Raw genomic sequence first — 26,491 nt, forward strand, 5'->3', positions numbered from 1 at the left:
AAATGCTATCCACCCTTGGCCTGCGCAATCATGGCGGAGAAGAACTGGTTGATGCCTTCCGCAGCATACCCCAGCAACCGGGAATGATCTCCGAGGTCAGAAGACACGATCTGTGTTTTTTCCCGGATCTGCGTCATACAATATGTATTGATAGCCTGCTGCATGGGAAGGGTGATGTACTGCCGGGCTTCGGCAATTTTGCCGCTCAGGATGACCAGCTCTGGGTTGAACAGCTGTATGAGGATGGAAATGCCTTTACCCAGGTTGGTACCAATGTTGGACAGCAACTGGATGGAGTACTGATCTCCTTTGTTGGCCGCTTTGATGATCATCTCCGTTTCGATACGGTATACTTCTTTGTTGGAAAGCTCGTTAATGATAGAGTTTTGCCCGGACAAAATACCCTGGCGGGCCATTTTGGAAAGCGTCATGCCGGAGGCTACTGTTTCCAGACAACCGTGCTTGCCACAATAACATAACTCCCCATTCTCCGCAAACGGGATATGCCCCATTTCCCCGGAAAAGCCCGAATTGCCCTGCTGTACTTTACCGTCCATAATAATACCCAGGCCTATACCCCAGTCCATCAATATCACGAGCACATTCTTTTTGCCCACTGCGTGACCAAAGCGCAGCTCTGCGAGTGCAGAGCCTTTCACATCATTCTGGATCACTACCGGCATGCCCAGTTTTTCTTCAAAGGCTGCCTGCAAGCTCATACCGCCGCTTTCATCCAGCAGATAGCTGTAATTCTCACCTAACGAGGGATCAATAAGTCCCGGCATGCCAATGCTGCAACCGATCAGATGATCGCGGTTAATATTGGCGGAAGCAATGAGTTGCTCAACATGGCCCAGCAGCGCGTCAAAAAAGGCGCCGCGGTTGCGTGATAGCGCCACGTGGACCGTTTTCATCGGCGTCATGAAATTATTGTTATTGTCCACGATCACCATGTTCGTTTTAAACAGCTCAATGTCTATGCAAAGCATGAACACTACGTGCTTGCGTAAACGAAAAAGATCGGGCCGGCGGCCGCCGATAGATTCTCCTACTCCTTTTTTCTCAACAATGCGCAAACGCGTCATTTCCGCCAGCAGCTTCACAGCGGTTGGCGTACTAATGTCCAGCGTTTCACAAAGCATGGCCACGGAAGCAGGGCCACACGTATAGAGATGCTGCAAAAGACGGTACTTCAGCTGCAACTGCTTTTTGCTCGCATTTTTATGAAAAGAAAATAGCTCCCGATTTAGCAGATTTATGTTCACTTCTTCATAAATTTTACTATTCGCACCTTGACTTTTTATAAAAAATCATAAAAGTTTTTCCGATTGTGCAAAAAGTGGAAAAACTTTACGGTTTAGGGAAAATAGTCCGCATATTTGAAACGCATACAAGAAATAATGGGAGAATTCGCGGTGGAAAGTTAAATAGAATTACGCAATTATTCGCTTTAATTAATTTAATAATCAAAACAATATATATTATTGTTTCAATTATGTATCATATGCGTTTTGAATAAGTACCAACATTATCAGCCAGGCTTTATATAAAAGAAATCGGGAACTCTCTCACTCCAACAGCGATATTTTTTTGTGAACAATCCTGCGCGGCATGCCGAAGATGCAGGCCGGGCCTGTTATGCCTTTTTATTTATATGTAAGGCCAAAAGACTAGAACCTTCAATCGACCTAAATATGAAGTACTTTATCCTGTTATCGTCGCTAATGCTATGCCTGTTGCAGGCATCAGCCCAGCAAAAAACAATTTCCGGCAGGGTGGCCGACAGCACTGGCGCCCCAATACCCGGCGCCACCGTACTGGTGAAGGGCACTAACATAGGTGTGGCCTCAGGGCCTGATGGCACCTATGAGATCAAAGTGCCGAATGACAATGCCATTCTCATTGTTACCTCCATTGGTTTTCAGGACCGGGAAGTAAGCGTGAAAGGCCAATCCATCATCAATGTGAGGCTCTTGCAGGGCACGCGGGACCTCAGCGGGGTGGTAGTAATGGGCTTCTCAACAGTGGAACGCCGCCACGTGGCCTCCTCCGTTGCCCAGATGGACATGAAGCAAGCCAAAACGCGCCCCATTGCCAAGCTGCAGGAGGCCTTTTCGGGCACCATTCCCGGCGTAACCATGCAACAGGCCACTAACCTGCCCGGCAGCGTGCCCGGCACCATTTCCATCCGCGGCATCAGCACCCTGCAAAACGCAGACCCGCTGGTGATCATAGACGGTATGGAAATGTCTCTCACGGATGTGGACCCCAACCAGGTTAAAAGCATTACCGTGCTGAAAGACGCTGCTTCGGCCGCTATGTACGGCTCCCGTGGAGCCAATGGCGTAATCATTGTGGAAACAGAAAGGGGTGTTACCGGCAAATTCAAGGTTGACCTGAATAGCTGGTACGGTATTTCCAAACCCATTGACCTGCCCAAATTCGTGAACGGTGCAGACTACATGCGCCTGAACAACGAAGCCAGGATCATGCAGGGCCAAACGCCCACCTTTACAGAAGATTCCATTGCCAAAATGGCGTCTGGTCAAATACCCAGCGTAAACTGGCTGGATGAGGTGATCCAAAAGAACGCCACCTCCAGCAATACTACGTTGAGCGTATCCGGCGGCGGCGGTGTAGGTACTTTCAATCTCATGCTGGGCTACCTCAACGAGAACGGCCTCAACAACATTGAAGGCTCACAGAAATTCTCCGCGCGTTTCAACACCAACATCAATATTGCCGATAAATTTGTGCTGTTGGCAGACTTCTACGCACACCGCCTGCAGGTAGACCGCCTGTATGCGAACGATGACGGTGATGGCCTGTATTCCCTGGCCTGGAGAATGAATGCATCACAACAGGTGTATTATCCCAACACAGGCCTGAACATAGACGAGCACTATCAGCTGCACAACAACCTCAACCCCGTGGCTTCCATCAACCGCGGCGGTACCAAAAATTACCTGCATGACTGGAGCACCATCAACCTCCGTCCTAAATATCACATCACCAAAAACCTCAACATTGAGGGTAACGTGTCTTACCTGATCACCAAATCTGCCGAGAAATGGGAGCGCAGGACCTTCAAGTTCTATGACGGTAACGGCAAACCGGTTACCACCTGGGGCAATGCGGTAGATGCTACTCAAAACGTGTCCAGAAGCCAGCTTACTTCACGCCTGCTGGTAAACTACACAGGTAACCTGCGCGGAAGTAAAGACAAGATCTACTTCACCACTGGTGCGGAAGCGATGAACTGGACTTACTCCAACTTCACAGAAATCAGCAAGGCCTCTTTCTTCGGCAAGCTCAACTACTCCTTCGACAACCGCTACATCCTTGAGGTAACCGCCCGCGGGGACGGCAGCAGCAAGTTTGCGCCTAACAACCGCTGGGGCTTCTTCCCTTCTGCGGCGCTTGCCTGGAATGCCAGCAACGAAAGCTTCCTGCAACCGCTCGTAAAAAGCGGCGCCATCAACAACCTGAAGTTCCGTGCGTCTTACGGTCTTATTGGTAACGAAAACGTAGACCCCTACCTCTGGGAAGAGATCGTGAACACCTGGGGCTGGACGATGCGCATGCCTAACCCGAACTTCTCCTGGGAAAAACAGAAACAGTGGAACGTAGGTATGGAACTGACCACACTCAATAACCGCCTGAGCCTGGGTGCGGAAGTTTACAAGAAGCATTCCTTCGACCTGATCTACGACAAGTTCCCCGTACCGCCGCTCACAGGCTCCTATTACCTGGAATCTGCTGTTAACATCGGTGAGGTAAACAACAAGGGCTTCGAGATCAGCGCAAACTGGAGTGACAAGATCGGGGACTTCACCTATAGCATCGGCGGTATGCTCTTCGACAACAAGAATGAAGTACTGAAGGCAGGCTATAAGGCAACCGACACCCTGATCTTCAAAGATAATACCGACAAAATCTGGTACCCCGGCGTAGCCATAGACAATTACTACGGCTACCAATCTAATGGCTACTTCCGCGACCAGGAAGACGTAGACAAAACCGTGGCCAAGCTGCCCAATACATTGCCTGGAGACATCAAGTATATAGACCAGAACGGTGACGGCGTGATCAATAATCTTGACCGCGTAAATCTTGGCGATCCTTTCCCGCATATGAACTACGCAGTTAACCTGAACCTGGGTTACAAGCGTTGGGACTTTGCAGTAATAGGCCAGGGCGTGGGCAAACGTACCGGCCGCCTGGGCGGTATGGAAGGTTACCCTGTACTGGTAGACGGCGCCACCAACGCACTGGGTGCACCCCGTCAATACTATGCAGACAACCGATGGACACCAGAAAACCAGAACAGCCGCTTCCCCCGTGTATGGAACGGCGCCAGCACCAACACCTACCTCAGTGATGTATGGCTGAGCAATGCTTCCTTCTTCCGGTTCAAGATGATACAGCTGGGTTATACGTTCCCGAAAATCGGCACCGCCATCCGCAATGTGCGTGTGTACGTGAACGCCCAGGATGCCATCACCTTTACCAAATGGGAAGGTCTGGAGCCCGAGAGAAACGGCGGTAACGGCAGATACCCCCGTATGGCTGTATTCAGCCTTGGATTGAAAGCCACATTTTTCTAATTGAACTTATTCGCTGCATATGAAGAAACTAGTTTATGCATCCCTGATTTGTGCCACCACTGCGCTGGCCGGATGCGAAAAATTCCTGGATAAAACAGACCCTACCGCCACCCGGTTCTCCGAATTCTTCAATACGGAAGAAGACCTTCGCCGTGTGGTATATTCCAGCATGCTGGACGTTTTCTCAGGCCCGGGCCTTACGGCAAAACTGCCGTACATGGAAGACGGTAAAACGGACAATGCATACAGCCGTAGCGAAGGCCATCACCATCAGCTCATCGCCAACGGCAACTTTAACTCCAACACCACCGCGTTCCTGTACTACTACGAGCTGCACATGAAGCACCTCGGCCGCCTGAACGTGTTCATTGCCAATGCGGATATTCCGTACGTGGAAGATGAGGCCGTGCGTGCCAAGTACAAAGGCGTGCTGGAAGCCATCCGCTGCTGGCACTACTTCTGGCTGGTTTCCCGTTGGGGCAGCGTGCCGTACTACCTGGAGCCGGCAGACCTGGGCTCTGCCACACAAACTCCGAAATCGCAGGAAGAGATCCTTGCAGACCTTTTCCCGATGGCTGAAAATGTGGCCAACAACCTGCCGCCGGACGAGTATACGTCTGACGCCTACATGTTCAACCGCTATTCTCTTAAAGGCATCATCATGCGTTATTACCTGTATTTCGGGCGCTATGAGGATGCTGCAAGGCTGGCGAAAGAGATCATGGACAGCAAGAAATATTCACTGCATGCCAGCTACGCAGACCTGTTCAGCTACAAGGCAGACAAAACCAACAAGGAGTTCATCTTTACCATGGACATGGCCAGCCACGGCAACTCCGCTACCAACTCCTTCCAGCACCTGGCGCCGCAATACCGCACCGGCAATGGACAGTCTTTCGTAGTGCCCCTGAAGTCACTGATTGACACGTACTGGACGCTGCAGGGAGACGCAATTGACAACAGCCCCCAGCACACCAAGGAAGAGTACGAGCTGAACCCGAAACTGAACCGCGACCCGCGACTGACCGCCAGCATCTACATGCCTGGTGACATGTTCGCCACCGAACCGATCAATATCTATGATCCCAATAACCCGATGTATTTTGAACGGCCGCGCGCCAGCCGCTCAGGCTACTGGTTCCGCAAGTTCGTAGATCCGGCAGATGCGTTCCGTTCCGGCGGCAACATGCACTTCCCCTACCTCCGTTATGCGGAAGTACTGCTGACCTATGCTGAAGCCAAGATCATGCAGAACCAGGTAGATGCCCTCGCCAAACAATGCATCAATGACGTACGCCGCCGCGCTGGCCTGGATATGGCGCATGCAGACGTTACCCTGCCCAAATATGCAGCCTACACTCAGCAGCAATGGATAGAGCTGATCCGTAACGAGCGCCGCATTGAACTGGCAGGTGAAGGCCGCCGGTATGACGACATCATCCGCTGGCGCATTGCCGAAAAGGTGCTGAATGAGCCTGCCCTTGGCCACACCCGCATGGTGAACGGCGAGAAAGTAACGCTCAAGATAGAAGACCGCGCTTTCCGCCCCAATAACTACCTCTGGCCGTTCCATGAGAACAGCCTGAAAGTAGAGCCGGGCCTGCGGCAGAATGAAGGATACTAAAACAAGGCACTGGGAGGTTGTTTCCCGTGTTTGCGAAAACCGGGGACAATCTCCAACAAAAAAGGCTTCCATATCTGGAGGCCTTTTTTGTTTGTTGATATATTTGACAGAAAAAATACCTGTTCAATTTCCGGTTGTCCGCCTCCACCAACGGGCCTACCTTTGAAAAAAACATCAGATGCTCACCAGGGAAAGAATGTACCAGGCCATTGTAGAAAAAGACCCTTCCTTTGAAGGCAGCTTCATCACCGCGGTAAAAACAACGGGCATTTTCTGCCGCCCTACCTGCACGGCCAGGAAGCCGAAGCTGGAAAACGTGGAGTTTTTCAACACCACGGCGGAGGCGCTGAAAAAAGGCTACCGGCCCTGCAAGGTGTGTTGCCCGCTTGAAAGGAACGGCGAAACGCCGGCCTTCATCAGGGATGTGCTGCAGGCGCTGCAGGCAGACCCGTCCCGGAAATTCAACGATGGAGACCTGCTGCAGAAGGGCATAGAACCCAGCAAGATCAGGCGCTGGTTCCTGAAAAACCATGGCATCACTTTCCACGCTTACCAGCGCATGTTCCGCATCAACACAGCTTTTAAAAAAATACAGGAGGGAGAGCCTGTTACCTCGGCGGCTTTTGACGCAGGCTACGAGTCATTGAGCGGGTTTGGAGATTCTTTCAAATCTGTTTTCGGGGTGTCTCCATCTAACAGCCGGCAGCAACAGGTCATCAACATGACGCGGCTGGAAACACCGCTCGGTACCATGTTTGCCGGCGCCGTGGAGCAGGGCGTCTGCCTGCTGGAATTTACTGACCGGAAAATACTGGGCACGGAGCTGAAAGCGCTGTCAAAAATGCTGAACGCCCACATCATTCCCGGCCATAACCATCACTTCACGCAGCTGCAGCAGGAACTGGACGAATATTTTGCCGGTACCAGGAAACACTTCACCGTACCGCTATTCACTCCGGGAACACCGTTCCAGCAATCTGTATGGGACCTGTTGCAAACCATTCCCTACGGTACTACCCGCTCCTATAAAGGCCAGGCAGCAGCACTAAACAGGCCGGAAGCTATACGCGCCGTGGCGGCCGCTAATGGCATGAACCGCATTTCTATCATTATTCCCTGCCACCGGGTGATCGGGGAAGACGGGAACCTTACCGGCTATGGAGGCGGCATTTTCCGCAAAAAGTGGCTGCTTGATTTTGAAAGGGCCAACGGGTGAATGTGTGTTTGAACAGCGTTAACGTCAAGCCCACATGTATCAGGATTTCGCCTTACCCAACCCTACCTTGTAATTATCAGGCGTACCGGTTACTTTGATGCTCATGAACCGCGTCTTCTTATCCTTGTCACGGTACTCTATCTCATCTACCTGGTCTATATCCACTTCGCTCTGCTTTCTGCCAAACAAGGCCTGAAAGCCTACCTGCGTCACCATTTTCATTGGCACGCGCATGTAATATTCCATATTCAGGTCTAGCGACTGTTTACCGGATATTTCCATAAAACCCAGGGATGAATTGATATTCATAGCGGGAATGTTGAGCACGCCATTGGTAAAAGTAAGTACGTTACGCAGGGTGTCAAAGCGTACCAGCCTGAGGTTCTTGTCTTTGAAATAACCGGCCATAGCCTGCATGGGAGCAAAATCAACCAGGCTGCCGTTACGTATTTCCACGTCCAGTTCCGCTTTGGTATCATTCATAAGCGGCACCAGGTTGGGGTGTACCTGTACATGACTGCGGATGTGGCCGCTCAGGCGGCCTTTAATGTTTTTGTTGATCACCAGGTCTTGCCCGAAATGGTCCAGCCTGATCATCATTTTCTCCAGGTCAACGTCATCTACATTGATGCGGCTGCGGAAGTAGATCTTTTCAGGATTGTTGCCGTTCAGGTAGCCTTTGATACCTATGGCGCCTCCAGCTACCTTTAAGCCGAGGGTATCTACGTAAATATAATGGTCTTCCTGCATGCGCAGGTGCGCGGTAAGGCCCTGCAACCAGAGGCGGTTGTATTTGAAACGGCCAATGTCTGTTTTTACTTCAAAGTCAGTAAAAGGGATGGTGAAGATGTTGAAAGACTTTGCATGGGCAGCAGAGTCAGGCGCCGCTTTCGCCACTTTTACCGTAGCCGGCGCAGTGGGTGAGGGCTCCGGGACAAAGCTGTAACCACCCAACTGGTCTACGTCCAGGAAGCGGGAACGGAAATAGAAATAGTTGGTCCGTTTCTTCATCTGCTTGTCTTTACCGTTGAAAAGGCGCAGGCTGATGTTGAAGTCACTGCGGCCGATGGTACCTTTCAGCGTGTCTATCTTCAATATCTTATTGGCGCCGTACAACAGGTTGCCGCTGATATTCTCCAGTTGCACCCCATGCTTTTTCAGCGAGCCGGAAATGTTCGCAATATGTACTTTAGCAAATTTAAACGTGGTATCGTACCGGAGGTCTGCCCTTGCGCGCAGCCACACATTGGCCGCTTCTTCCTGCTGGTAACCAGGCGGTACGTATCTACGGCTTACAGGGCCCAGCAGGTCTTCCATGGCAAAGCGGGTTGATTTAAAATCAAAGGCCAGCTGGGTTTTCCCTTTTTTGAAAGGCTGGAACCAAAGCTGATAATTCAGCACCCGGCCGCTGAAGCGGAGGTCAGACCCGTCTATCATGCCGGCAAAATTGCGAAGCAGCAGCGAAGTATCGGTAATAAGCAGTTTGGCGCCAAGATCGTGGAAAGCATGCGGATATTTTTTAAACGAAGCCCGCAATTGTTCCAGCTCAAACTCCCCCTTGGGCAAAGGCGCAGGGTTCCGCAGCTGCTGCACCGTAGTAGCCAGTGACATGCCGATGTGAAAGTTCTTTATCTCTTCTTCCGTTTTTGCGGCCAACGCAGTATCGTAAGCAAACAGTTCCTTCAGCACCAGTTTATTGCTGCTGATGTTGAGATGGAGCGAAACCGGTTTGTTGTGCGCATGCAACAGGGCGGTCAGATCACTGAGAGAGCCGTTCATACGCAGGTCTGAGTTGCCCGCGCGCAGGCGCAACGTATCCAGCACAATCCGGCCGTTCCTCATTTCCGCGTGCAAGTTCATATCCTGCACGGGGTGCGGGTAGCCGGGAATGCGGAAAGACAGGTTTTCTACCGTCAATTCGCTTTGTATGCCTTCTTTCAGTTTGCTGACAAATTGCTCCGGCATGTCCAGATCTGCCAGTTCCTTAAAATCCATATTGAGCTTTACAGTGCCAGTGATGTGCCGCAGATCGGGAATGCCCAGGAACTCACCAATGAACTGCAGCTCCAGTTCAGACCGGAGTTGCATCAGCACATGCGGGTCCGTAAAATCGCGCACTACAAAATTCCCTTCAAAAATGCCCTTGCCCGGCCGTGCCTTCACATTGGTCATATGCAGTTCAGAGGTGCGCAGGGAATGTTCACTGCCATTGGTATAAAAACCCCGGAAACCCAGCTGGTCTACTTTTTTATCTGCCCCGGTGTTCAGGAACCAGGCATCTTCACAGCCAAAAGACACTTCAATGAGCGGCAGCTGGTCTTTCCCGATGGCGCCTTTCACCATGCCGTTAAAATAAATGCGCCCGTCGTACCGGAAAGGTTTAAGCGCTGTGGCCACATCTCCGGGAATGAAGGCCGCCAGCAGGTCTACGTCCGGCTTGTCTCCGCTCACCTTGAAATCTACATGGCTTTGCCCGGCAAAACCGGCCGTGCCTTCTACATTGAACGCGGCATCCTGCAATTTGAAGCCTCCGGCGGTGAGGCGCAGGAAACGTTCTTTTTTATGATAGCTGGCCTCCAGATCAAGCTCTACGTGTTTGTGGCGGAAAAGTACTGTATCGGCAGGACTTGTAAAGTCCAGTTCCATATCACTGTCAAGCGCTACTGCCAGCAGGCTGCTGTCTGTTTTGAAAGAGGAGGTCAGTTTAGCAATGTGTGTACTGATTTTTTGCCCGTTGGTTTTGTCGGAAAAAGACAAGCTGATATCTCTCACCACCATTTTGCGGAGGTCTATTTCAAAGCTGCTGGTGCCGCTGCCTGCAGGAGCGGCAGTAGTATCCGCCTGCATGTTTTTAGCCTCGGCCAGGTTCAGCTGGCCGTTCTTTTCCCGCACCAGCTCCAGGTAACCACCTTTCAGGAAGAGGCGGCGTACGTTGAATTTCTGCCTGAGCACATCTGGCAGGCTGAAGCCCACATACAGGTGGTCTACCTTGTAAAGCGGGCGGCCGGTTTTGGTCTTGTCAGGGAAAAAACGCACCCCGTGCAAGGCTATGGAAACATTCGGGAAATTCTGAAGAAGGGCGATATTGCTTTTTTCGATAGCCAGCTCTCCCCTGAACTGTTTATTCAGCTCTGCCACGGCCATGTTGGTGAGGCGCTGCTGCTGGGTGAAAAGTATTATTACGGCGGTAGCTACTACTACAATAAAAACAATGCCCGCAATCAGCAGGCCCCTGAATATCCACTTCTTTGTTTTAGCAGGCTGGCGCATGGTACGTTTCTCGTTTAACACCCGTTTAAACGGGCCGGCAGCCACCGGTAGATGCACGGCGGCCGGTGTTGGCATTACAGGCTCAAATATATAGCATGACGCGAAATAAACATGTTAACAAAATGCCAAATATGTAACACCAGCGGGTAAACGTAAAAACTTATACCATACTACATTCCCAATGCACTCATGGCCTTTTTTACAGAACCATGCTGCACCAGCAGCACTTTAGCGGCTTCATAGTCTGCCATGCCGGTTTTTTCCATCAGCATTTTCACGCCGCGGTCTACCAACTTTTCATTGGTGAGCTGCATGTTCACCATTTTATTGTCTTCCACACGCCCGAGCTGAATCATGAGCGCGGTAGAGATCATGTTCAGCACCAGTTTTTGTGCGGTACCGCTTTTCATGCGGGTGCTACCGGTCACAAATTCCGGCCCTACTACAACTTCAATGGGAAATTCCGCTACCCGGCTCACAGGGCTGCCGGGATTGCACGAAAGGCTGCCGGTAAGAATGCCATGCTGCCGGCAGGTTTGCAGCGCTCCTATTACGTAGGGCGTAGTGCCGCTGGCCGCAATGCCCAGCACCACATCTTTATCTGTAATATTCCATTGCCGCAGATCGTCCCAACCTTGCGCCCTGTCATCTTCCGCATTTTCTACCGCTCTGCGGATGGCATTGTCACCACCCGCAATGAGCCCTACTACAAGGCCATGCGGCACGCCATATGTGGGCGGGCATTCAGAGGCATCCAGTATGCCGAGGCGGCCGCTGGTGCCGGCGCCGATGTAAAAAAGGCGGCCACCTGCCAACATTTTATCCGCCGCAGCCAGCACAAAGGCTTCTATGGCCGGTATGGATTTCTGCACAGCGGCAGGCACGCCGGCATCTTCTTCATTAATATGTACCAGCACATCATGCACGCTCATTTTTTCCAGGTGGCGGTGGTGTGAGGGCTGCTCTGTCACTTTTATAAATTCCTGTTCACCCATATACGATGTTGTTTATGCCTGTGCTGTTTTCCCCTTAACGAGCCACAAGCCCAGGAAAGTGATCAGGCCGTTAATAAAGAGCAGCTCCAGCCCAATCTGGAAACCGCCGAATAATTGCTGCTGGTAGTGATCAATAATGAAACAGATAACGGGGGATATTACCACCACCCAGGGCACCAGCCTGTCATTCACCGCTCTTTTGGTAAGGATGCCGAAGGCAAAAAGGCCCAGCAGCGGCCCGTAGGTATAGCCTGCAATTTTGAGAATGAGGCCTATCATGCTGGGATTGTCCATCCATTTAAACACCATCACAAACAGCAGGAACACGCCGGCAAAGGCCAGATGCACAATTTGCCGGATGCGTTTCCGTTTGGCATCGCTGAGCGCGGAATTACGCTGAATGCCCAGTATATCTATACAGAAAGACGCGGTAAGCGCGGTAATGGCCCCGTCTGCGCTGGGAAAAAGGGCAGAAATGAGCGCAATGATGAAAATGATAGATACTGCGCCCGGCATGTATTCCAGCGCAACAGTCGGGAACAGCGCATCACCGGTAGCCGCAATGCCCTTGCTTTCAGCGAAGAGGTACAGCAGGCCGCCCAGGAAGAGGAACAGCAGCACCACCAGCATGAAGATCACGGCAAAGGTCATCATGTTCTTCTGGGAATCTTTCAGGGTGCGTACACTGATGTTCTTCTGCATCATTTCCTGGTCCATGCCCGTCATGGTAATAGAGATGAACGCACCGGCCACAATCTGTTTTACGAAGAAAAACCTGCTGTCTGGGTCCATTACAAAAATATTGGAGTATCCCTTGTCAGACAGCGCCTGTACGCCTTGCGGCAGGCTCAGCCCCAGGTCATTGAGAATGTACCACACACACACCAGCAAGCCTATGAGCATACAGGCGGTTTGCAGCGTGTCTGTCCACACAATTGTTTTCACCCCGCCTTCAAATGTGTAGAGCAAGATCATCAGCAGTATCACAAAGGCCCCTACCCAGAAGGGAAGGCCAAAATCTTTGAGAATGGTGAGGTGCAGGATGTTCACCACCAGGTACAACCGTGCGGTGGCGCCCAGTACACGGGAAAGTATGAAGAATGAAGCGCCTGTTTTATAGGAGCGGAAGCCCAGCCTGCTTTGCAGGTAGTTGTAAATGGAAGTGAGCTGCATGCGGTAATAGACCGGCAGCAGCACGAAAGCTACTACCCCATACCCGATGAGGTTGCCGATCACGATCTGGAAATACGTAAAGGCATCTGAGCCTACGGTACCAGGCACGCTCACGAAGGTAACGCCGCTGAGTGAGGTGCCTATCATGCCAAAAGCAACCAACATCCAGTTGGAGCCACGGTTGCCGATAAAGAACGATTCGTTGTTCGCGTTCCTGGAAGTTAGCCAGGCAACGCCCAGCAACAACAGGAAGTAAGCTATAACCAATGAGAACAAGATAACAGGAGACATGCTTTTATTTTGTTTGTGAGTATTCGTTTTCCAGTTTACAATACTTCAATTCCGGCGTCACGGTAGGGCTGCAGGGCCGCATCTTCCGGCGGCAGCTCTGTGATGAGGGTGTTGATGCCGCCAATATCGCACACCTTGAAGCGCTGCGCCGTGTTCAGTTTTTCGCTGATGGCCAGCGGCACCACCCGGTCTGAAGATTCCACTATCGCTTTTTTTACTTCCACCACATCCCAGTCATTGTCTGTAACCCCATGCTGCAGGTCAATAGCGTTCAGGCCCAGGAAACAGAGATCTGCCCGCACCCCTTTGATGCGGGATACTACGCTGCCGCCCACGGCTATCTGCGCGTTCTTGGAGATCTTATCCCCCAGGAAGATCACTTCTATATTAGGATGGTGAATGTACTCATACGCGGCCGGCAGGCTGACGGTGATGAAGGTGGCGGAAAGCTCCGGCGGCAAGGCCTTTGCAAGCTCTATGATGGTAGTGCCGCCCGTGGTGAGCACGTACATCCCGTCTTTAATGAGGCGGCAGGCCTTCATGGCAATGTGTTTCTTGCTGCTCAGGGCATATACATGATCTGAGGCAATAGAGAGGTGGAAAGATTTGGACAGGGCCCCGCCATGCACCTTGATCAGTTTGCCCTGCTCCGCCATTTCGTTGAGATCACGGCGGATGGTATCTTCCGATACGTCCATTTGCTGGCTCAGGTCTACCGACAATATCTTGTTATGCAGGTTCACCTGGCGGAGTATGAAGGATTGCCGTTCCTTTTTTAGCATGGCTAAGCTGATTTTGGTATTGCACAATATAAGCATTAATTTTTACAAACCGGCAAAAAAATGCATTTCAAAGCATAAAATCAGGAATAAACCCGCAAATTTACCTGCAAGCCTGCATTGAACTACAGCAGTTATGGGATCATCGATGTTGGTGTTACGCTATATCTATGTCGTATTTCCCAAGCAGCCCGGGCAGTCCGTCCAGCGAGAACTTCGCTTTTTTGAGCGGGTTCAGTTCCGGGTCTATCTGATAATTATATGCAGTGCGGAAGTCTGCCTTCTGTAAAATGGTGTTGACAAAGGTGGCCCCGGCCAGGTCACATTGGCTGAACACGGTGGCGGTAAGGTCTGCTTCGGTAAAATCGGCTTCATGCAGCGTGCATGTATGAAAACGGGTGTTTTTCAGCTTGCGGCCAAAGAAGGAAGCGAGGTTGAGCACACAGTTCTCAAAATGCACCTCAAAAAGAAAATCGTTACAATGTTCGAAATGCAGGCCCAGCAGCTTGCAGTCCTTAAAGCGCACGTCTTTCAGGGAAGTTTTGTTGAGTTTGGCGAGGCCCAGGTTGCAGGCGGTGAAAGTACATTCAGAAAAGCTGATATTGGAAAGGTCTGCTCCGGCAAAGTTGCAGTTCTCAAAGCTGCAGTTATCATATTCCCCCTTGGGCAGCGTGGTTGCTGAATAATCAATTTTTTCAAACTTTTCGTCTTCAAAACTGGTACGTTCCATGCCTGTTCTTTTTTCAGCAACTTACAAAAAGAATGCGGCAGGCAATGCGTTTTTATGATGGAAATTCAGGCGGTACCGGTAGACGCTTTCTGCATGAAATCCCTGGCCGCCTCCCCTATCCGCCGCTCCTCCGCCTGCTGTGCCCGTTGCAGCCGGGTATGGGCTTTCCCCTCGGGCACCAGCGCAGCGGCCACAACCACATCGTGCCAGCGGCCTATGTGTTCCTGCAAGGCATGCAGATAATCTGTGTTCAGCGGCAACCGTCCCGGCGCCAGGCCATGCACGTACAGCAATGCCTTGATCTTTTTACGTGCGTTGTGTAACTGGCAGGGGAAAGGCGCTGCCAACAACGTTGCGGTTTTTCGCAACTGGTCTTTGAACCAGCGTCTGACGCGGCGGTTGCGGAGGGGCTTCAGTTTTTGGACCAGTATGGCTACCACTTTCCCTGTTTGCCCGCCGTAGTAGGCGGTATATGCGCGGAAGCTGCGTGACCGTTGCTGCAACAGGCGGCTTTGCCCGGCTTCCAGGGTAGTATTGGCGAGGCGGTACTTTTTTATCAGTAGCAGGTTAAGGTCTGCTTCCCTGATCTGGCCCGCCTTGCGGAACATTTTACGAAGGGCTTCCACCGCTTCACCGGCCTTAGGTACGACAAAACGGGCAAAAGCCCTCAGCTTTTTTATTTCCACCCGCAATTGATGCAATGCCTCCGGGCTGGAGGAAGCGGCAAAATCCGCCAGGTAACAACGAATGGCATGCCGTCTTTTCTGCAGGTACTTGCGCTGCTTTTTCTTCTTCAGCATATATAAAGTTACCAATAATTACGCAGGGCATTTAACGCAGCGTTCACATACTACCCGTGAAATATTCTGAAAAGAATCAGATATTTATGCACCGCAAAAACTGATGACATGAAATTCCTTATCACCTGTTTTTTCACCATACTGGCAGTTTCCCTGCATGCCCAATCTTCCCGTGTTGACAGTATCCTGCAGGATTTCAGGCAGCGCCCGGAGCGGGTAATGGTGGCTGCTCACCGCGGGCCGCACCTGAGCCATCCTGAAAACTCCCTGGCCGCCATCCGGGAAGCCATCCGCCTGGGCGTAGACATTGTGGAGCTGGATGTGCGGGAAACGAAAGACGGGGTATTGGTGCTGATGCATGATAAAACCATCACCCGTACCACCGGCCAGCCCGGCGGCACGCAAGATTATACGTATGCACAGTTGCAACAGTTCCCCCTGCTGCACAGCGGCCAGCCTACAGCGGAAAAGATACCTACGCTGGAAGCCGCCCTGCAGCTGGTGAAAGGCCAGATACTCATCGATATTGATTTCAAGGCAGACAATGCGGAGGCCGCCCGCAAAACCTGTGACCTGCTGAAAGCCACCGGCACCAGGGAACAGGCCCTGTTTTTTCTGTACGACTATAAAGAGGCAGCCCAATTACACAGCTGGGACCCGCAAGTGCCCATCATGCCGCGCGCCTACAACCCTGGAGAAACGGCCGCCATCCTGCAAATGGCCAAATTCCCCGCCGTTCATATAGACGAGTCTTTTTACACGGAAGAAGTGGCCGGCAGCATCCGTAAAACCGGCGCCCGCGTATGGCTCAATGCCCTCGGCAAATATGACAAAGCAGAGAAGGAAATACCAGGCTCCGGGTTTGCACAGTTGCTGTCCAAATACCCCGCTGTGAACATTATACAAACAGATCTTCCGGAAGAGTTGATTGCCTTTTTGCGCAAGAAAGGGCTGCACCGGTAGGCTCCCGCTGGCAACATCCCGGCACACCGGTCCGTGTTCTGATTGACCGCACCAGCGCACCAGCGGCCAGGTATCATTTATTCGGAAGTTTCAATAATTCGTCCCTGAAGTACTGCAGCCCCTCAAAATCCGTAATGCCCCATACGGCGCCTTGCACTGCGCTCGACGCTTCACCGTAGGCCTCATCATCTGCCGGATAATCTTCTACGTTGATCTTTTTGTTCTTTAGCAGGTCCAGCAACTCTTTGATCAGCACACTATTGGTAATGGGGCCAATGGTGTATGTAGCACTCGCACTGGAACTGGCCTTGCTGGCATTGATGCAATAGGTGCCAAGGCTGCAGCGGGTGATCTGACCGGCTTTCAGCAAAATGCGCGTTTCCTGCACTACCAGGCCATGCTGGTATCTTTCCTCATCAGCCAGTATAACCAGCCCTGCCGGAACAACCAACGTCACGTCTGTACCGCTGCTATTAAACAGGGCTATACATACCTCTACATGCATGCCGCTACCCCGTTCATACACCGTGTCACAGCTACTACCTGTGATCTTTCCGGCCAGGCTTATACTGGCGGGCAGCTCAAAAGGTGTTCCTTCCGGCGTTCCGGCCATATCTCCCATGCCCTTTATTTGCCCGGGCTTTTCTTTTGGGGCTGCATCTTTCTTGTCTTTTTTACAGGCCGGCAGCACAAAAGCCAGCGTAAGCGTTGCGGTTAACAAAACGAGCGCTTGTCGAAGTTTCATCATGATTTCCTGGTTAGAATTGAAGATTAACAAAAATTTGATCGGCGGGCTACAAACAAAAAGCGTGCCTCAAACTTTGAGGCTGGATTCCCGGACAATCAGCTTGCCGGGCAAAACTACTTCTTTTGGGTCGAAGCGTTTCTTTTTTATGTGATTGAGGAGCAGCTGGCAGCTGATCTTCCCTATTTCAAAAGCGGGCTCTGCAATAGTGGTCAGGGAAGGTGAGATAATAGAAGCCACAGGGTCATTCGTGAACCCTACAACGCCTACCTGCCGCCCTACCTGTACACCCAGTTTTTTCAAGGCCAGCATGGCGCCCACCGCCTTCCGGTCATTCACCGCAAAAATAGCGTCCGGCCGGCTGCGGCACTGCCAGAGCATGGCCGCATCCTGCTCTCCATGCTCCTGGGAAAAGCCGGAGTAAATGATCCATTCCTGCTTTAAGGGCAGGCCATGTTTTTTCAGCGCATCTTTATAGCCCTTCAGCCGGTTGCGCGTAAAGGTCAACCCTTCGGGGCCGGCTATATGCGCAATTTTCCGGTAGCCGTTCTGCACCAGGTGCTCCGTGGCCTCAAAGGCGCCATTATAATCATCCTGCACCACCTTTGAGGTATTCACCTGTTCCGCCACCCGGTCAAAGAACACCACTGGAACGCCATCATCTATCATTGCCTGAAAGCCGCTGCCATCATCAGAATCAGACGAAACACATACCAGCAGGCCGTCAAGGCTGCTCAGCGCCAGGTTGCGGATCATGTCACGCTCGCGCTCTGCACTATCGTTGGTGACGTACAGGATAAGATTATAGCCGCTGTTATAGGCCACTTCCTGTATACCCGTAATAACCGTGGAAAAGTAATAGTTGGTGATACCGGGCAGTACCACGCCCAGGTTGTAGCTGCGGTGCTGCGCCAGTCCCTTGGCATTCAGGTTAGGCCGGTAATTCAGCTCCGCGGCTTTGGCCAGCACCAGCTCCCGTGTTTCGGCCTTTACATCATGCGCGTCCCGCAGGGCCCTTGACACGGTGGCAAAAGAAACATTCAGGGCATTGGCAATATCCTTTATAGTAGCGTAATGTTTGCGCATTCATCCCTCCTTGAAATAACTGTCTGTTCAAATAAATATACGCTGATTTACCGATAACGTTGCCGCTGTTTTTTTTGCACAGCCGGGCAGGTGATTGTACATTCGGATACAATCTCAGTTACAGCCAGAATCATTTAATCAATAATCCTTATTGTTATGAATAGATGCATGTTCCATGCAGGGCATTTCTATTGCCTGTTAATGCTCGCTTTCATACTGCCGGTATCTCTCCCGGCGCAAAACCAGCCCGTCAAAGGCACGGTTAAAGACGCGGTTTCGCAGGCTCCCATACCGGGCGTAAGCGTAAGTGTAAAAGGCGCTACGCAAGGCACGGCCACGGGCGTAGACGGCAGCTTCAGCATACAGGCTGCAGCAGACGCGGTGCTGGTATTCTCCTTTATTGGTTACGAAAAAAAGGAAGTACCGGTAGGCGCACAAACAGTGCTCAATATTACCTTGCAACAGTCTGCTTCGCAACTGGGGGAAGTGGTGGTAACCGCGTTAGGCATTGAACGGAAAACCCGTTCGCTGGGCTATGCCACACAGCAGCTGAACAATACTGATCTTACCGCGGTACGCCAGCCGGGTGCCAATATCATGAACAGCCTGAGCGGCAAGGTGGCGGGCGCCGTTATCACCCCCGCCGCCACCGGCCCGGGAGGCGCTGTGCGGGTAGTGCTGCGCGGCAACCGCTCCATCAGCGGCAACAACAACGCCCTGATAGTGGTAGACGGCGTACCCATTGATAACACCATGACCACCGAACCCGGCGGCAGCGGTTCTGCCAATACGGTGGCCACCCAGCAGAAAAGCATTGCCAGCGGCTACTCCGGCAGTGACGGGGCAGCCAGTATCAATCCGGACGATGTAGAATCTATCACCGTGCTCAAAGGCCCTGCCGCAGCCGCCCTGTATGGCAGCCGCGCTGCTAATGGCGCGCTGATCATCACCACCAGGAAAGGCAAAAGCGGCAAAGTATCTATGAACTATAACGGCGGGGTGGCCATAGACAGGCCTTACCTGCTGATGGACCTGCAAAACACCTACGGCCGCGGCAACGGCGGCGTATATGGCGCACAAGCGGGAGAAAGCTGGGGAGCACCGGCCACTACCTACAAAAACAACGTACGGGATTTTTACAACACCGGCGTTACCCTGAATAACTCGGTGAACATCTCCGGCGGCACAGACAAACTGAAGGGGTATGCTTCCTACACACACAATGCCAACAACGGCATTGTGCCTAAAAACAAATTGGAAAGGAACACGCTGAACCTCCGCCTCACCGGCGAGCTGCTGCCACGCCTTACTACAGACGTAAAGGTGACCTATATGAACCAGGTCATCAAAAACAAACCCCGCCTGGGAGATAACGGTGTCACCAACGAAGCCCTGATCATGCCGCGGGACATGCACCCGGATTCGCTCCGCAATTTCGAGCAGCTTGACAAAGCCGGTCAGCCGGTACCGGTGTACTGGACTACCAGCTCCGCTTTCCAGAACCCATACTGGGATGTACACCGCACCGCGCTCAATGAAGAGCGCAACCGCACTACGCTCATGGGCCTCGCCAAATACCAGCTCACTGACTGGCTGAGCGTACAGGGGCGGTACAGCCTTGACCGGTACGATGATAAAATTACCGGCAGCTATCACTTCGGCACTATCCCCATGCCCACGCTCACGGGCGGCCGCTACCAGGAAGCCTACATTAACCGCTGGGAACGGAATATGGACGTGCTGATTTCAGGCAACAACAAACTGGGCAGCAGCTTCGGCATCAATTATAATGCAGGCGCCGCCGTATTGCGCAACCGCGGATATGTTTCGCAATCCTTCGCCAACGGCCTCAGCATTCCCAACCAGTTCAACCTGAACTTTGCCGCCACCCCGGCATTCGCCAACCTCACGGTAGAAAAAGAGATACAATCGGTGTATGGCAACGCCCAGCTTGATTTCAGGCAACAGTTATTCCTGGACGTCAGCGCGCGTAACGACTGGTCTTCCACCCTGCCGGCACCACACAGTTATTTCTATCCATCCATAGGTCTTAGCGCCATCCTTTCCGACATGTTGAAGTTGCCGGACTGGATCACCTTCAGCAAGGTACGCGCCGCCTATACACAGGTGGGCAACGATGCTGATCCCTACCTGCTGATACAGACCTACACTTATTCCCTTGGCGCGGGCAATGGTTTTGTAGCCAGAGACCAGGTCAAATATATCAGCGATCTCAAGCCGGAAAAAACAGAATCCTGGGAAGCCGGTATGGAGTGGCGTTTCCTGGATGGCCGGCTGGGACTTGATGCCACCGTTTACAAAAGCAATACTTACAACCAGTTGATATTTATAGGCCTGCCGCAGCCCAGCGGCTACAATCAACAGTACATCAACGCCGGCAACATCCAGAACCAGGGCGTAGAAGTAATGCTGACGGGTACACCAGTACGGCAGCAGCACTTCACCTGGAACAGTTCACTCAACTTTGCGCTGAACCGCAACAAGGCCATATCGTTGAGCCCCGGCGTTACGCAGGCCGCGCTCACAACGGCCACCGGCTTCGGCAGCCTGCTGGTGAAGCCCGGCGGCATGTACGGAGACATCTATGACTACGTATGGTCTAAAGACAGCAAAACCGGGCAGTACCTAGTTACCACTGCCGGCCTGCCGGCGGTGACCGCGCTGCAGAAGATCGGTAATTATAACCCGGACTACACCCTTGGCTGGAGTAACCAGCTGCAGTACAAAAAATTCAATTTATCTATGCTGATAGACGGGCGCGTGGGCGGCATAGTGATATCTGGCACAGACGCCATGATGGCGTATTTCGGCATAGCAGACTATACTACGAAATACAGAGACGGCGGCCTGGTGCTGCCCGGTCTGAAGCCTGACGGCACACCCAACACCACCGCTATTACCGCAGAGAAATTATGGACGCAGGTTTCCCAGGGCGGCAGAAACGGGTATGGCCAGTTCTTTGCCTACAGCGCCACCAACTTCCGCCTGCGCGAACTCTCGCTGGGATATGACTTTGACTGGCAAAACAAGCTGGTGAAAAACGCGAGGCTTTCCCTCACGGGCCGCAACCTCTTCTTTTTCTACCGCGGCAAATCCCTGCTTGACATACCCGGCATCGGCAAACGAACTATTCCCGTAGACCCTGAAGTGGCCATCGGCTCCAGCAACTACCAGGGCATAGAGTCCGGCATACTGCCCATCACCCGCAGCATTGGCCTGAACCTCAGCTTGTCATTCTAAAAACCTGAAAGCAATGATCATGAAAAAGAATATGCTTTATTTCCTGCTGGCCGCCACCCTGTTCACCAGCTGCACCGGGAAGTTTGACGACATGAACAAAAACCCCGCTAAATTGTCAGACGCGGGGGCAAGGGAACTGCCCTTCATGTTTACCCGCGCACAGTCTGCCGCCACCATTCACCGGCCATACTATCAAACCATTTCCATCCTGATGCCGGACCTGTATGCGCAATACTTTGCACTGACCACTACCAGTTTTCAGACAGACCGGTACGTGATGAATGATACCTGGCTTTCCCGCCCCGGCATCATCACCTACGTGCTCACCCTTCCACAGTTGCAGACCATCTTCGACAACACAGAGCGCAATTCCGGAGAATATGCGCTGGCAAATATTATGATGGCCTATACATTTCACCGCCTCACGGATTACTACGGGCCCGTGCCCTACTTTGAGGCCGGACAGGCCAAAAGCAGCATTGCATATGACCCGCAAGACAAAATATATGACGACCTCTTCAAGCGCCTGGACTCTGCCGTCACCCACCTGAAAGCCGGCACAGCTGCCAATGTATTCGGCAACTATGACATTATTTACGAAGGCAACGTACAACAGTGGATACGCTTTGCCAATACGCTGCGCCTGCGGCTGGCCCTGCGCATTTCCCGCATTGACCCAGCCCGTGCCAAAACAGAAGCAGAGGCTGCTGTAGCCGGCGGCGTAATGACAGAACCTTCTCATAGCGCCTACATCAAAAGGTCTGCAAAAGGAGATGATGCCAACGGCCTTGCTACCAACGCGGTGAACAACGAGTTTTCCATGAGCTCCACCATGGCCTCTTACCTCAAGGGATATAACGATCCCCGCCTGCCTGTGTACTTTCAACCGGCGGTAGCTAGCGGTCAATTCAAAGGACTCCGTAACGGCTCTTCCGCTACAGATATCAACAAACCCGGCAACCGGCCTGCGCAAACCTCCAATGTAGGCCCCCGCTGGGTAAACTGGAATGGAACTACGTGGATAGGCCAGCTGGAAGCTACGCAGCCGGTTATGCACGCGGCCGAAGCATGGTTCCTGCGCGCGGAGGGGGCGCTGAACGGCTGGAATATGGACGGCTCGGCGCAGGAACTATATGAAAAAGGTATTGCCGCCAGCCTGCGGGAATGGGGTATTAGTGACCTTGCCGTGATTAATGCCTATATTACATCAGCCGCTGTGCCGGCAGCACCGGGAGATGAAGCCGGCTCTCCCGCCGTAGCGGCCACGCCGGTAAAATGGGCTGCCGCAGAAAGCACGCAGCGTTTGCAGATAGGCACACAAAAATGGCTGGCCCTGTATCCGGACGGGCAGGAGGCATGGGCGGAATTCCGCCGCAGCGGCTATCCGGTGATGTACCCCGTGTTGCAAAGCGATAACAGCGACCTGCCGGCCGGTGCATTCATCAAACGCCTGCCCTACTCTTCCGTAGAGGCCTCCACCAACGGGGCAGCCCTTGAAAAAGCGCGGCAAATGCTTGGGGGGCCAGACAATACGGCCACAAGAGTTTGGTGGGACGTAGATTGATCTTGTATGAAACTACCCTTTATCATATTATTTCTTTTAACCGGCATGCACCTCTCCGCACAACAAAGCGATCCCATCCGGCACGCACTGGAGCAACAGGCGGCAAAGGCCTTTCATGCCCGTACCCTGCCCCGTAGCGCAGCCGCCTGGAAGCAGCAGCGCGCTGCCTTGTACCAGAAAATAATGCGGCACAGCGGCGCCGTTACCAATCATACCCTGCCGCCAGACATGCGGGAAACCGGGCGTCTCAATATGCAGGGCTACAGCATTCGCAGCATCTATTTCCAGACACGGCCAGGTGTGTATGCTACCGCCAGCCTGTACGTGCCGGAGGGTGAAGGGCCTTTCCCTGCCGTGGTGCTTACCCACGGCCACTGGCAAGGCGGGCGCAACAGTGAACTCTTCCAGTCTGTTGCGCAGCAGCTGGCCATGCACGGCTACGTCTGCCTGAGCATGGATGCCTGGGGTGCGGGAGAAAGGACCACCATACACGGTGAGCACGAATATCACGGCTCGTGCCTGGGCGCCTCACTGATGAACGTGGGCACATCGCTGATGGGCATGCAGATATCAGATAATATCCGCGCTGTAGACCTGCTTTGTACTTTACCGTACGTAGATGTCAAACGTATCGGCGCAACAGGCGCCAGCGGCGGCGGCAACCAGGCCATGTGGCTGGCCGCTATGGACGAGCGCATCAGGGCCGCCATACCCGTGGTAAGCGTAGGGACGTTTGAATCCTACATCATGAACAGCAACTGCATCTGCGAACTGCTGCCCGGCGGCCTCACCTTTACGGAAGAAGCCGGCGTACTTGCCATGGTAGCGCCCCGCGGCCTGAAGATATTTAATGCGCTGAAAGACAACAACAGGGCCTTTGCACCTGCACAAATGCAACGCAGCTACGCCGGTGCGCAACAGATATTTTCGTTATTGAAAGCACGGGACCAATTGCAGCACCAGTTGTTTGATACTACCCATGGCTACTGGCCGGAAATGCAGGCCGCCATGCTGGGCTGGTTTGACCTGCAACTGAAAGGCCAGGGCAACGGTGCCCCGGTGGCGATAAAGCCGGTTGCCCCGCAGCCAGAAGAAAAACTGATGACCTTTCCCGCCGGCAAGCGGGATACGCTGGTGGTCACCACGGCAGACTACTGCCGGCAACAGGGGTTGCTGCTAAAAAGAACATTCCGGCCCAATGACCATGAAAAACAGGCACTGCGCGAAGTACTGTTACTGCCAGCCCCCGGCAGCATCAAAAAAGCCGTACGCACCGGCAGCGCCGGTGGATGGGACAGCATCAGCATCACTGCCGCCAATAATGAGATCACATACCTGCTGCATCGCGCGCCTCGCAATGGTTCGCACAGCTACATAGTTGTGGCTGGCGCCGCCGTGCCTGAAGATGTGGATGCGGGCGTAGTGATGCTGGACCTCTGGGGCACCGGCCGCGGCCGTTCTGCCGCCGCTACGGCCATAGATGGCAAGCTACCTGCTTTTCACACGCTTTCCCGCTCCCTGCTCTGGCTGGGCAGCACGGTAATGGGAAAATGGGTAGATCAATTGCAACTGGTGAATACCTGGCTGCACCGGCAGGGCGCCACGCATATCAGCACCAGTGCCGCAGGGGAAGCCGGGCTGGCCGCCCTCTTCCAGGCAGCCCTGTATGACAATGTACAGGCCGTTACACTGCAAAACGCCCCTATCAGCTACCTGTTTGACAACCGCGCGGGAGTAGATCACTTTAACATGGCTGCGCACCTGCCGGGCATATTGCAGTGGGGAGACGTATCCATGGCGGCAGCGCTGAGCAGTGCAAACATTACGTTTGAAGCGCCCGTGTCTATGTCAGGCAGAAAAATTACCGGCACCGAGCTGGAGCAATACATACAAGAATTTGAAAAACTGAAAAAGAAGGGAACCGTAAAGTTTCTCGAAAAAATGTAACATGAAGAATAACCGCAGAGATTTCTTAAAACTGACAGGCTTTGCCGCCGGCGCCGCGTTGCTGCCCGCCTGCAGCACCAGCAGTGCGGCAGCGGGGCAATTGGGCCACATCCGCAAAGCGGCTGAAAGCGCACATCCGCAAAGGTTCAACATGTGCGGCTATGCGGCCCCCAAAATTGATACGGTGCGCATCGGGTTTGTAGGTGTGGGCAACCGCGGGTCTGCCGCTGTGGAACGCGTAAGTTATATCGAAGGCGTGCAGATCAATGCCATCTGTGATGTACGCGCCGAAAAGGCAGAAGCGGCAAAAGCCCGCATCAAAACACCTGGCCACCCCGCGCAACTGTACACGGCAGGGCCGGATGACTGGAAAAAGATCTGTGAGCGGGAAGATATAGATCTGCTATATGTAGCCACCCACTGGGCATTGCACACGCCCATTGCGCTCTACGCCATGGAACATGGCAAACATGTAGCGGTGGAAATACCCGCCGCCACCACCGTAGAAGACTGCTGGCGGCTGGTGGAAACATCGGAAAAAACAAAACGGCATTGTGTGATGCTCGAAAACTGTTGCTATGATTTTTTTGAGCTGCTTACGCTCAACATGGCTCGGCAGGGCTTTTTCGGGGACATCGTACACACGGAAGGGGCTTATATTCATGATATACTGGAAAGCATGTTTGACCGCAGCAAGCGGTATGATGTGTGGCGGTTGCGGGAGAATTCCAAACGCAATGGCAACCTCTACCCTACTCACGGTTTGGGGCCGGTTTGCCAGGTCATGAACATCAACCGCGGAGATAGTATGGATTACCTTACTTCCATGTCTGGCAACGATTTTATGATGGGCGCCATGGCCAAACAACTGGCCGCCACAGACGCCTTCTACCAGCCCTTTGCCAATATGCACTTCCGCGGCAATATGAACACTACCACCATCCGCACCAAAAAAGGCCGCACTATTATGCTGCAGCACGATGTTACCTCTCCGCGCCCTTATTCCCGCCTGCACCTCGTAAGCGGAACAAAGGCCACCGCACAGAAATACCCGCTGCCGGGCAGAATAGCCACCAGCCATGAAGGATGGCTGCCCGAAGCAGACATGAAAAAGCTGGAAGAGCAGTACACGCCCGCCATTACCCGGAAAATAGGGGAACTGGCCAAACAGATAGGCGGCCATGGAGGCATGGACTTTATGATGGACTGGCGCCTGATAGACTGCCTGCGCAACGGCCTGCCTGTTGACATGGACGTGTATGACGCCGCCCTCTGGAGTGCCATAGGCCCGCTCAGCGAATGGTCTGTGGCCAACCGCTCCAATTCCATTAATGTGCCCGACTTCACAGCGGGCGCCTGGCAAAACAACCAGCCGGTAGACCTTTCCCTGCAGCAGGGCGGCACTACCGGCGTAAAAGTATCATCATCCAATAAATAATC

General features: G+C 52.9%; 17 protein-coding genes. 8 read left to right on the forward strand and 9 right to left on the reverse strand.

Annotated features, from left to right (window positions below):
• Positions 1-5: 5 nt before the first annotated feature.
• Entirely contained in the window at positions 6-1,202 is a 1,197-nt protein-coding gene (locus ABDW36_RS00165) for an ROK family transcriptional regulator (RefSeq protein WP_343699856.1), read from the reverse strand.
• A 492-nt stretch (positions 1,203-1,694) separates the two neighbouring features.
• Between ABDW36_RS00165 and ABDW36_RS00170 the strand changes: the two genes are divergently transcribed.
• The 3 genes from ABDW36_RS00170 (at position 1,695) to ABDW36_RS00180 (ending at position 7,447) form a co-directional block, all read left to right on the forward strand.
• A complete protein-coding gene (locus tag ABDW36_RS00170) occupies positions 1,695-4,607 on the forward strand; it encodes a TonB-dependent receptor (RefSeq protein ID WP_343699857.1) in 2,913 nt (970 codons plus the stop codon).
• Positions 4,608-4,626: 19 nt separating this feature from the next.
• Entirely contained in the window at positions 4,627-6,231 is a 1,605-nt protein-coding gene (locus tag ABDW36_RS00175) for a RagB/SusD family nutrient uptake outer membrane protein (RefSeq protein WP_343699858.1), read from the forward strand.
• A 178-nt stretch (positions 6,232-6,409) separates the two neighbouring features.
• The gene (locus ABDW36_RS00180; RefSeq protein WP_343699859.1) at positions 6,410-7,447 is read left to right on the forward strand and encodes a methylated-DNA--[protein]-cysteine S-methyltransferase; all 1,038 of its coding nucleotides are present in this window, start codon (positions 6,410-6,412) and stop codon (positions 7,445-7,447) included.
• Positions 7,448-7,486: 39 nt separating this feature from the next.
• Here ABDW36_RS00180 and ABDW36_RS00185 read toward each other — a convergent pair whose 3' ends face one another.
• The 6 genes from ABDW36_RS00185 to ABDW36_RS00210 form a co-directional block, all read right to left on the reverse strand.
• Positions 7,487-10,792 carry an AsmA-like C-terminal region-containing protein gene (locus ABDW36_RS00185; RefSeq protein WP_343699860.1) on the reverse strand — a complete coding sequence of 1,102 codons (3,306 nt, stop codon included), beginning with the start codon at positions 10,790-10,792 and terminating at the stop codon, positions 7,487-7,489.
• Positions 10,793-10,887: 95 nt separating this feature from the next.
• Entirely contained in the window at positions 10,888-11,712 is an 825-nt protein-coding gene (murQ, locus tag ABDW36_RS00190) for an N-acetylmuramic acid 6-phosphate etherase (RefSeq protein ID WP_343699861.1), read from the reverse strand.
• A gap of 12 nt (positions 11,713-11,724) precedes the next feature.
• Positions 11,725-13,176 (reverse strand): sodium:solute symporter, encoded by a 1,452-nt coding sequence (locus tag ABDW36_RS00195; protein ID WP_343699862.1) that lies wholly within the window; start codon positions 13,174-13,176, stop codon positions 11,725-11,727.
• A gap of 35 nt (positions 13,177-13,211) precedes the next feature.
• On the reverse strand, positions 13,212-13,958 hold the full coding sequence (locus ABDW36_RS00200; RefSeq protein ID WP_343699863.1) for a DeoR/GlpR family DNA-binding transcription regulator: 747 nt from the start codon (positions 13,956-13,958) through the stop codon (positions 13,212-13,214).
• Between the two features lie 154 nt (positions 13,959-14,112).
• A complete protein-coding gene (locus ABDW36_RS00205) occupies positions 14,113-14,685 on the reverse strand; it encodes a pentapeptide repeat-containing protein (RefSeq protein WP_343699864.1) in 573 nt (190 codons plus the stop codon).
• Between the two features lie 65 nt (positions 14,686-14,750).
• On the reverse strand, positions 14,751-15,485 hold the full coding sequence (locus tag ABDW36_RS00210) for a CHAD domain-containing protein (protein ID WP_343699865.1): 735 nt from the start codon (positions 15,483-15,485) through the stop codon (positions 14,751-14,753).
• A gap of 108 nt (positions 15,486-15,593) precedes the next feature.
• Here ABDW36_RS00210 and ABDW36_RS00215 point away from each other — a divergent pair, with 108 nt between their 5' ends.
• Entirely contained in the window at positions 15,594-16,448 is an 855-nt protein-coding gene (locus ABDW36_RS00215) for a glycerophosphodiester phosphodiesterase family protein (protein ID WP_343699866.1), read from the forward strand.
• Between the two features lie 73 nt (positions 16,449-16,521).
• On the opposite strand, the gene ABDW36_RS00220 is transcribed toward ABDW36_RS00215, so the two are convergent.
• Positions 16,522-17,196, reverse strand: a complete 675-nt coding sequence (locus ABDW36_RS00220; protein WP_343699867.1) for a hypothetical protein — start codon at positions 17,194-17,196, stop codon at positions 16,522-16,524.
• Positions 17,197-17,262: 66 nt separating this feature from the next.
• Positions 17,263-18,279 (reverse strand): LacI family DNA-binding transcriptional regulator, encoded by a 1,017-nt coding sequence (locus ABDW36_RS00225; protein ID WP_343699868.1) that lies wholly within the window; start codon positions 18,277-18,279, stop codon positions 17,263-17,265.
• Positions 18,280-18,435: 156 nt separating this feature from the next.
• Between ABDW36_RS00225 and ABDW36_RS00230 the strand changes: the two genes are divergently transcribed.
• Genes ABDW36_RS00230 through ABDW36_RS00245 form a run of 4 tightly spaced genes read left to right on the forward strand, consistent with a single transcriptional unit; the run spans position 18,436 to position 26,489 of the window.
• Positions 18,436-21,540: a SusC/RagA family TonB-linked outer membrane protein gene (locus tag ABDW36_RS00230; protein WP_343699869.1), complete on the forward strand. Its 3,105-nt coding sequence runs from the start codon at positions 18,436-18,438 to the stop codon at positions 21,538-21,540.
• A gap of 19 nt (positions 21,541-21,559) precedes the next feature.
• Positions 21,560-23,104, forward strand: a complete 1,545-nt coding sequence (locus ABDW36_RS00235) for a SusD/RagB family nutrient-binding outer membrane lipoprotein (protein WP_343699870.1) — start codon at positions 21,560-21,562, stop codon at positions 23,102-23,104.
• A gap of 6 nt (positions 23,105-23,110) precedes the next feature.
• A complete protein-coding gene (locus ABDW36_RS00240; protein ID WP_343699871.1) occupies positions 23,111-25,051 on the forward strand; it encodes an acetylxylan esterase in 1,941 nt (646 codons plus the stop codon).
• 1 nt (position 25,052) lies between these two features.
• Positions 25,053-26,489, forward strand: a complete 1,437-nt coding sequence (locus ABDW36_RS00245; protein ID WP_343699872.1) for a Gfo/Idh/MocA family oxidoreductase — start codon at positions 25,053-25,055, stop codon at positions 26,487-26,489.
• The last annotated feature ends 2 nt before the right edge of the window (positions 26,490-26,491 follow it).

The organism is Chitinophaga sp. (assembly GCF_039596455.1).
Lineage (GTDB): Bacteria > Bacteroidota > Bacteroidia > Chitinophagales > Chitinophagaceae > Chitinophaga.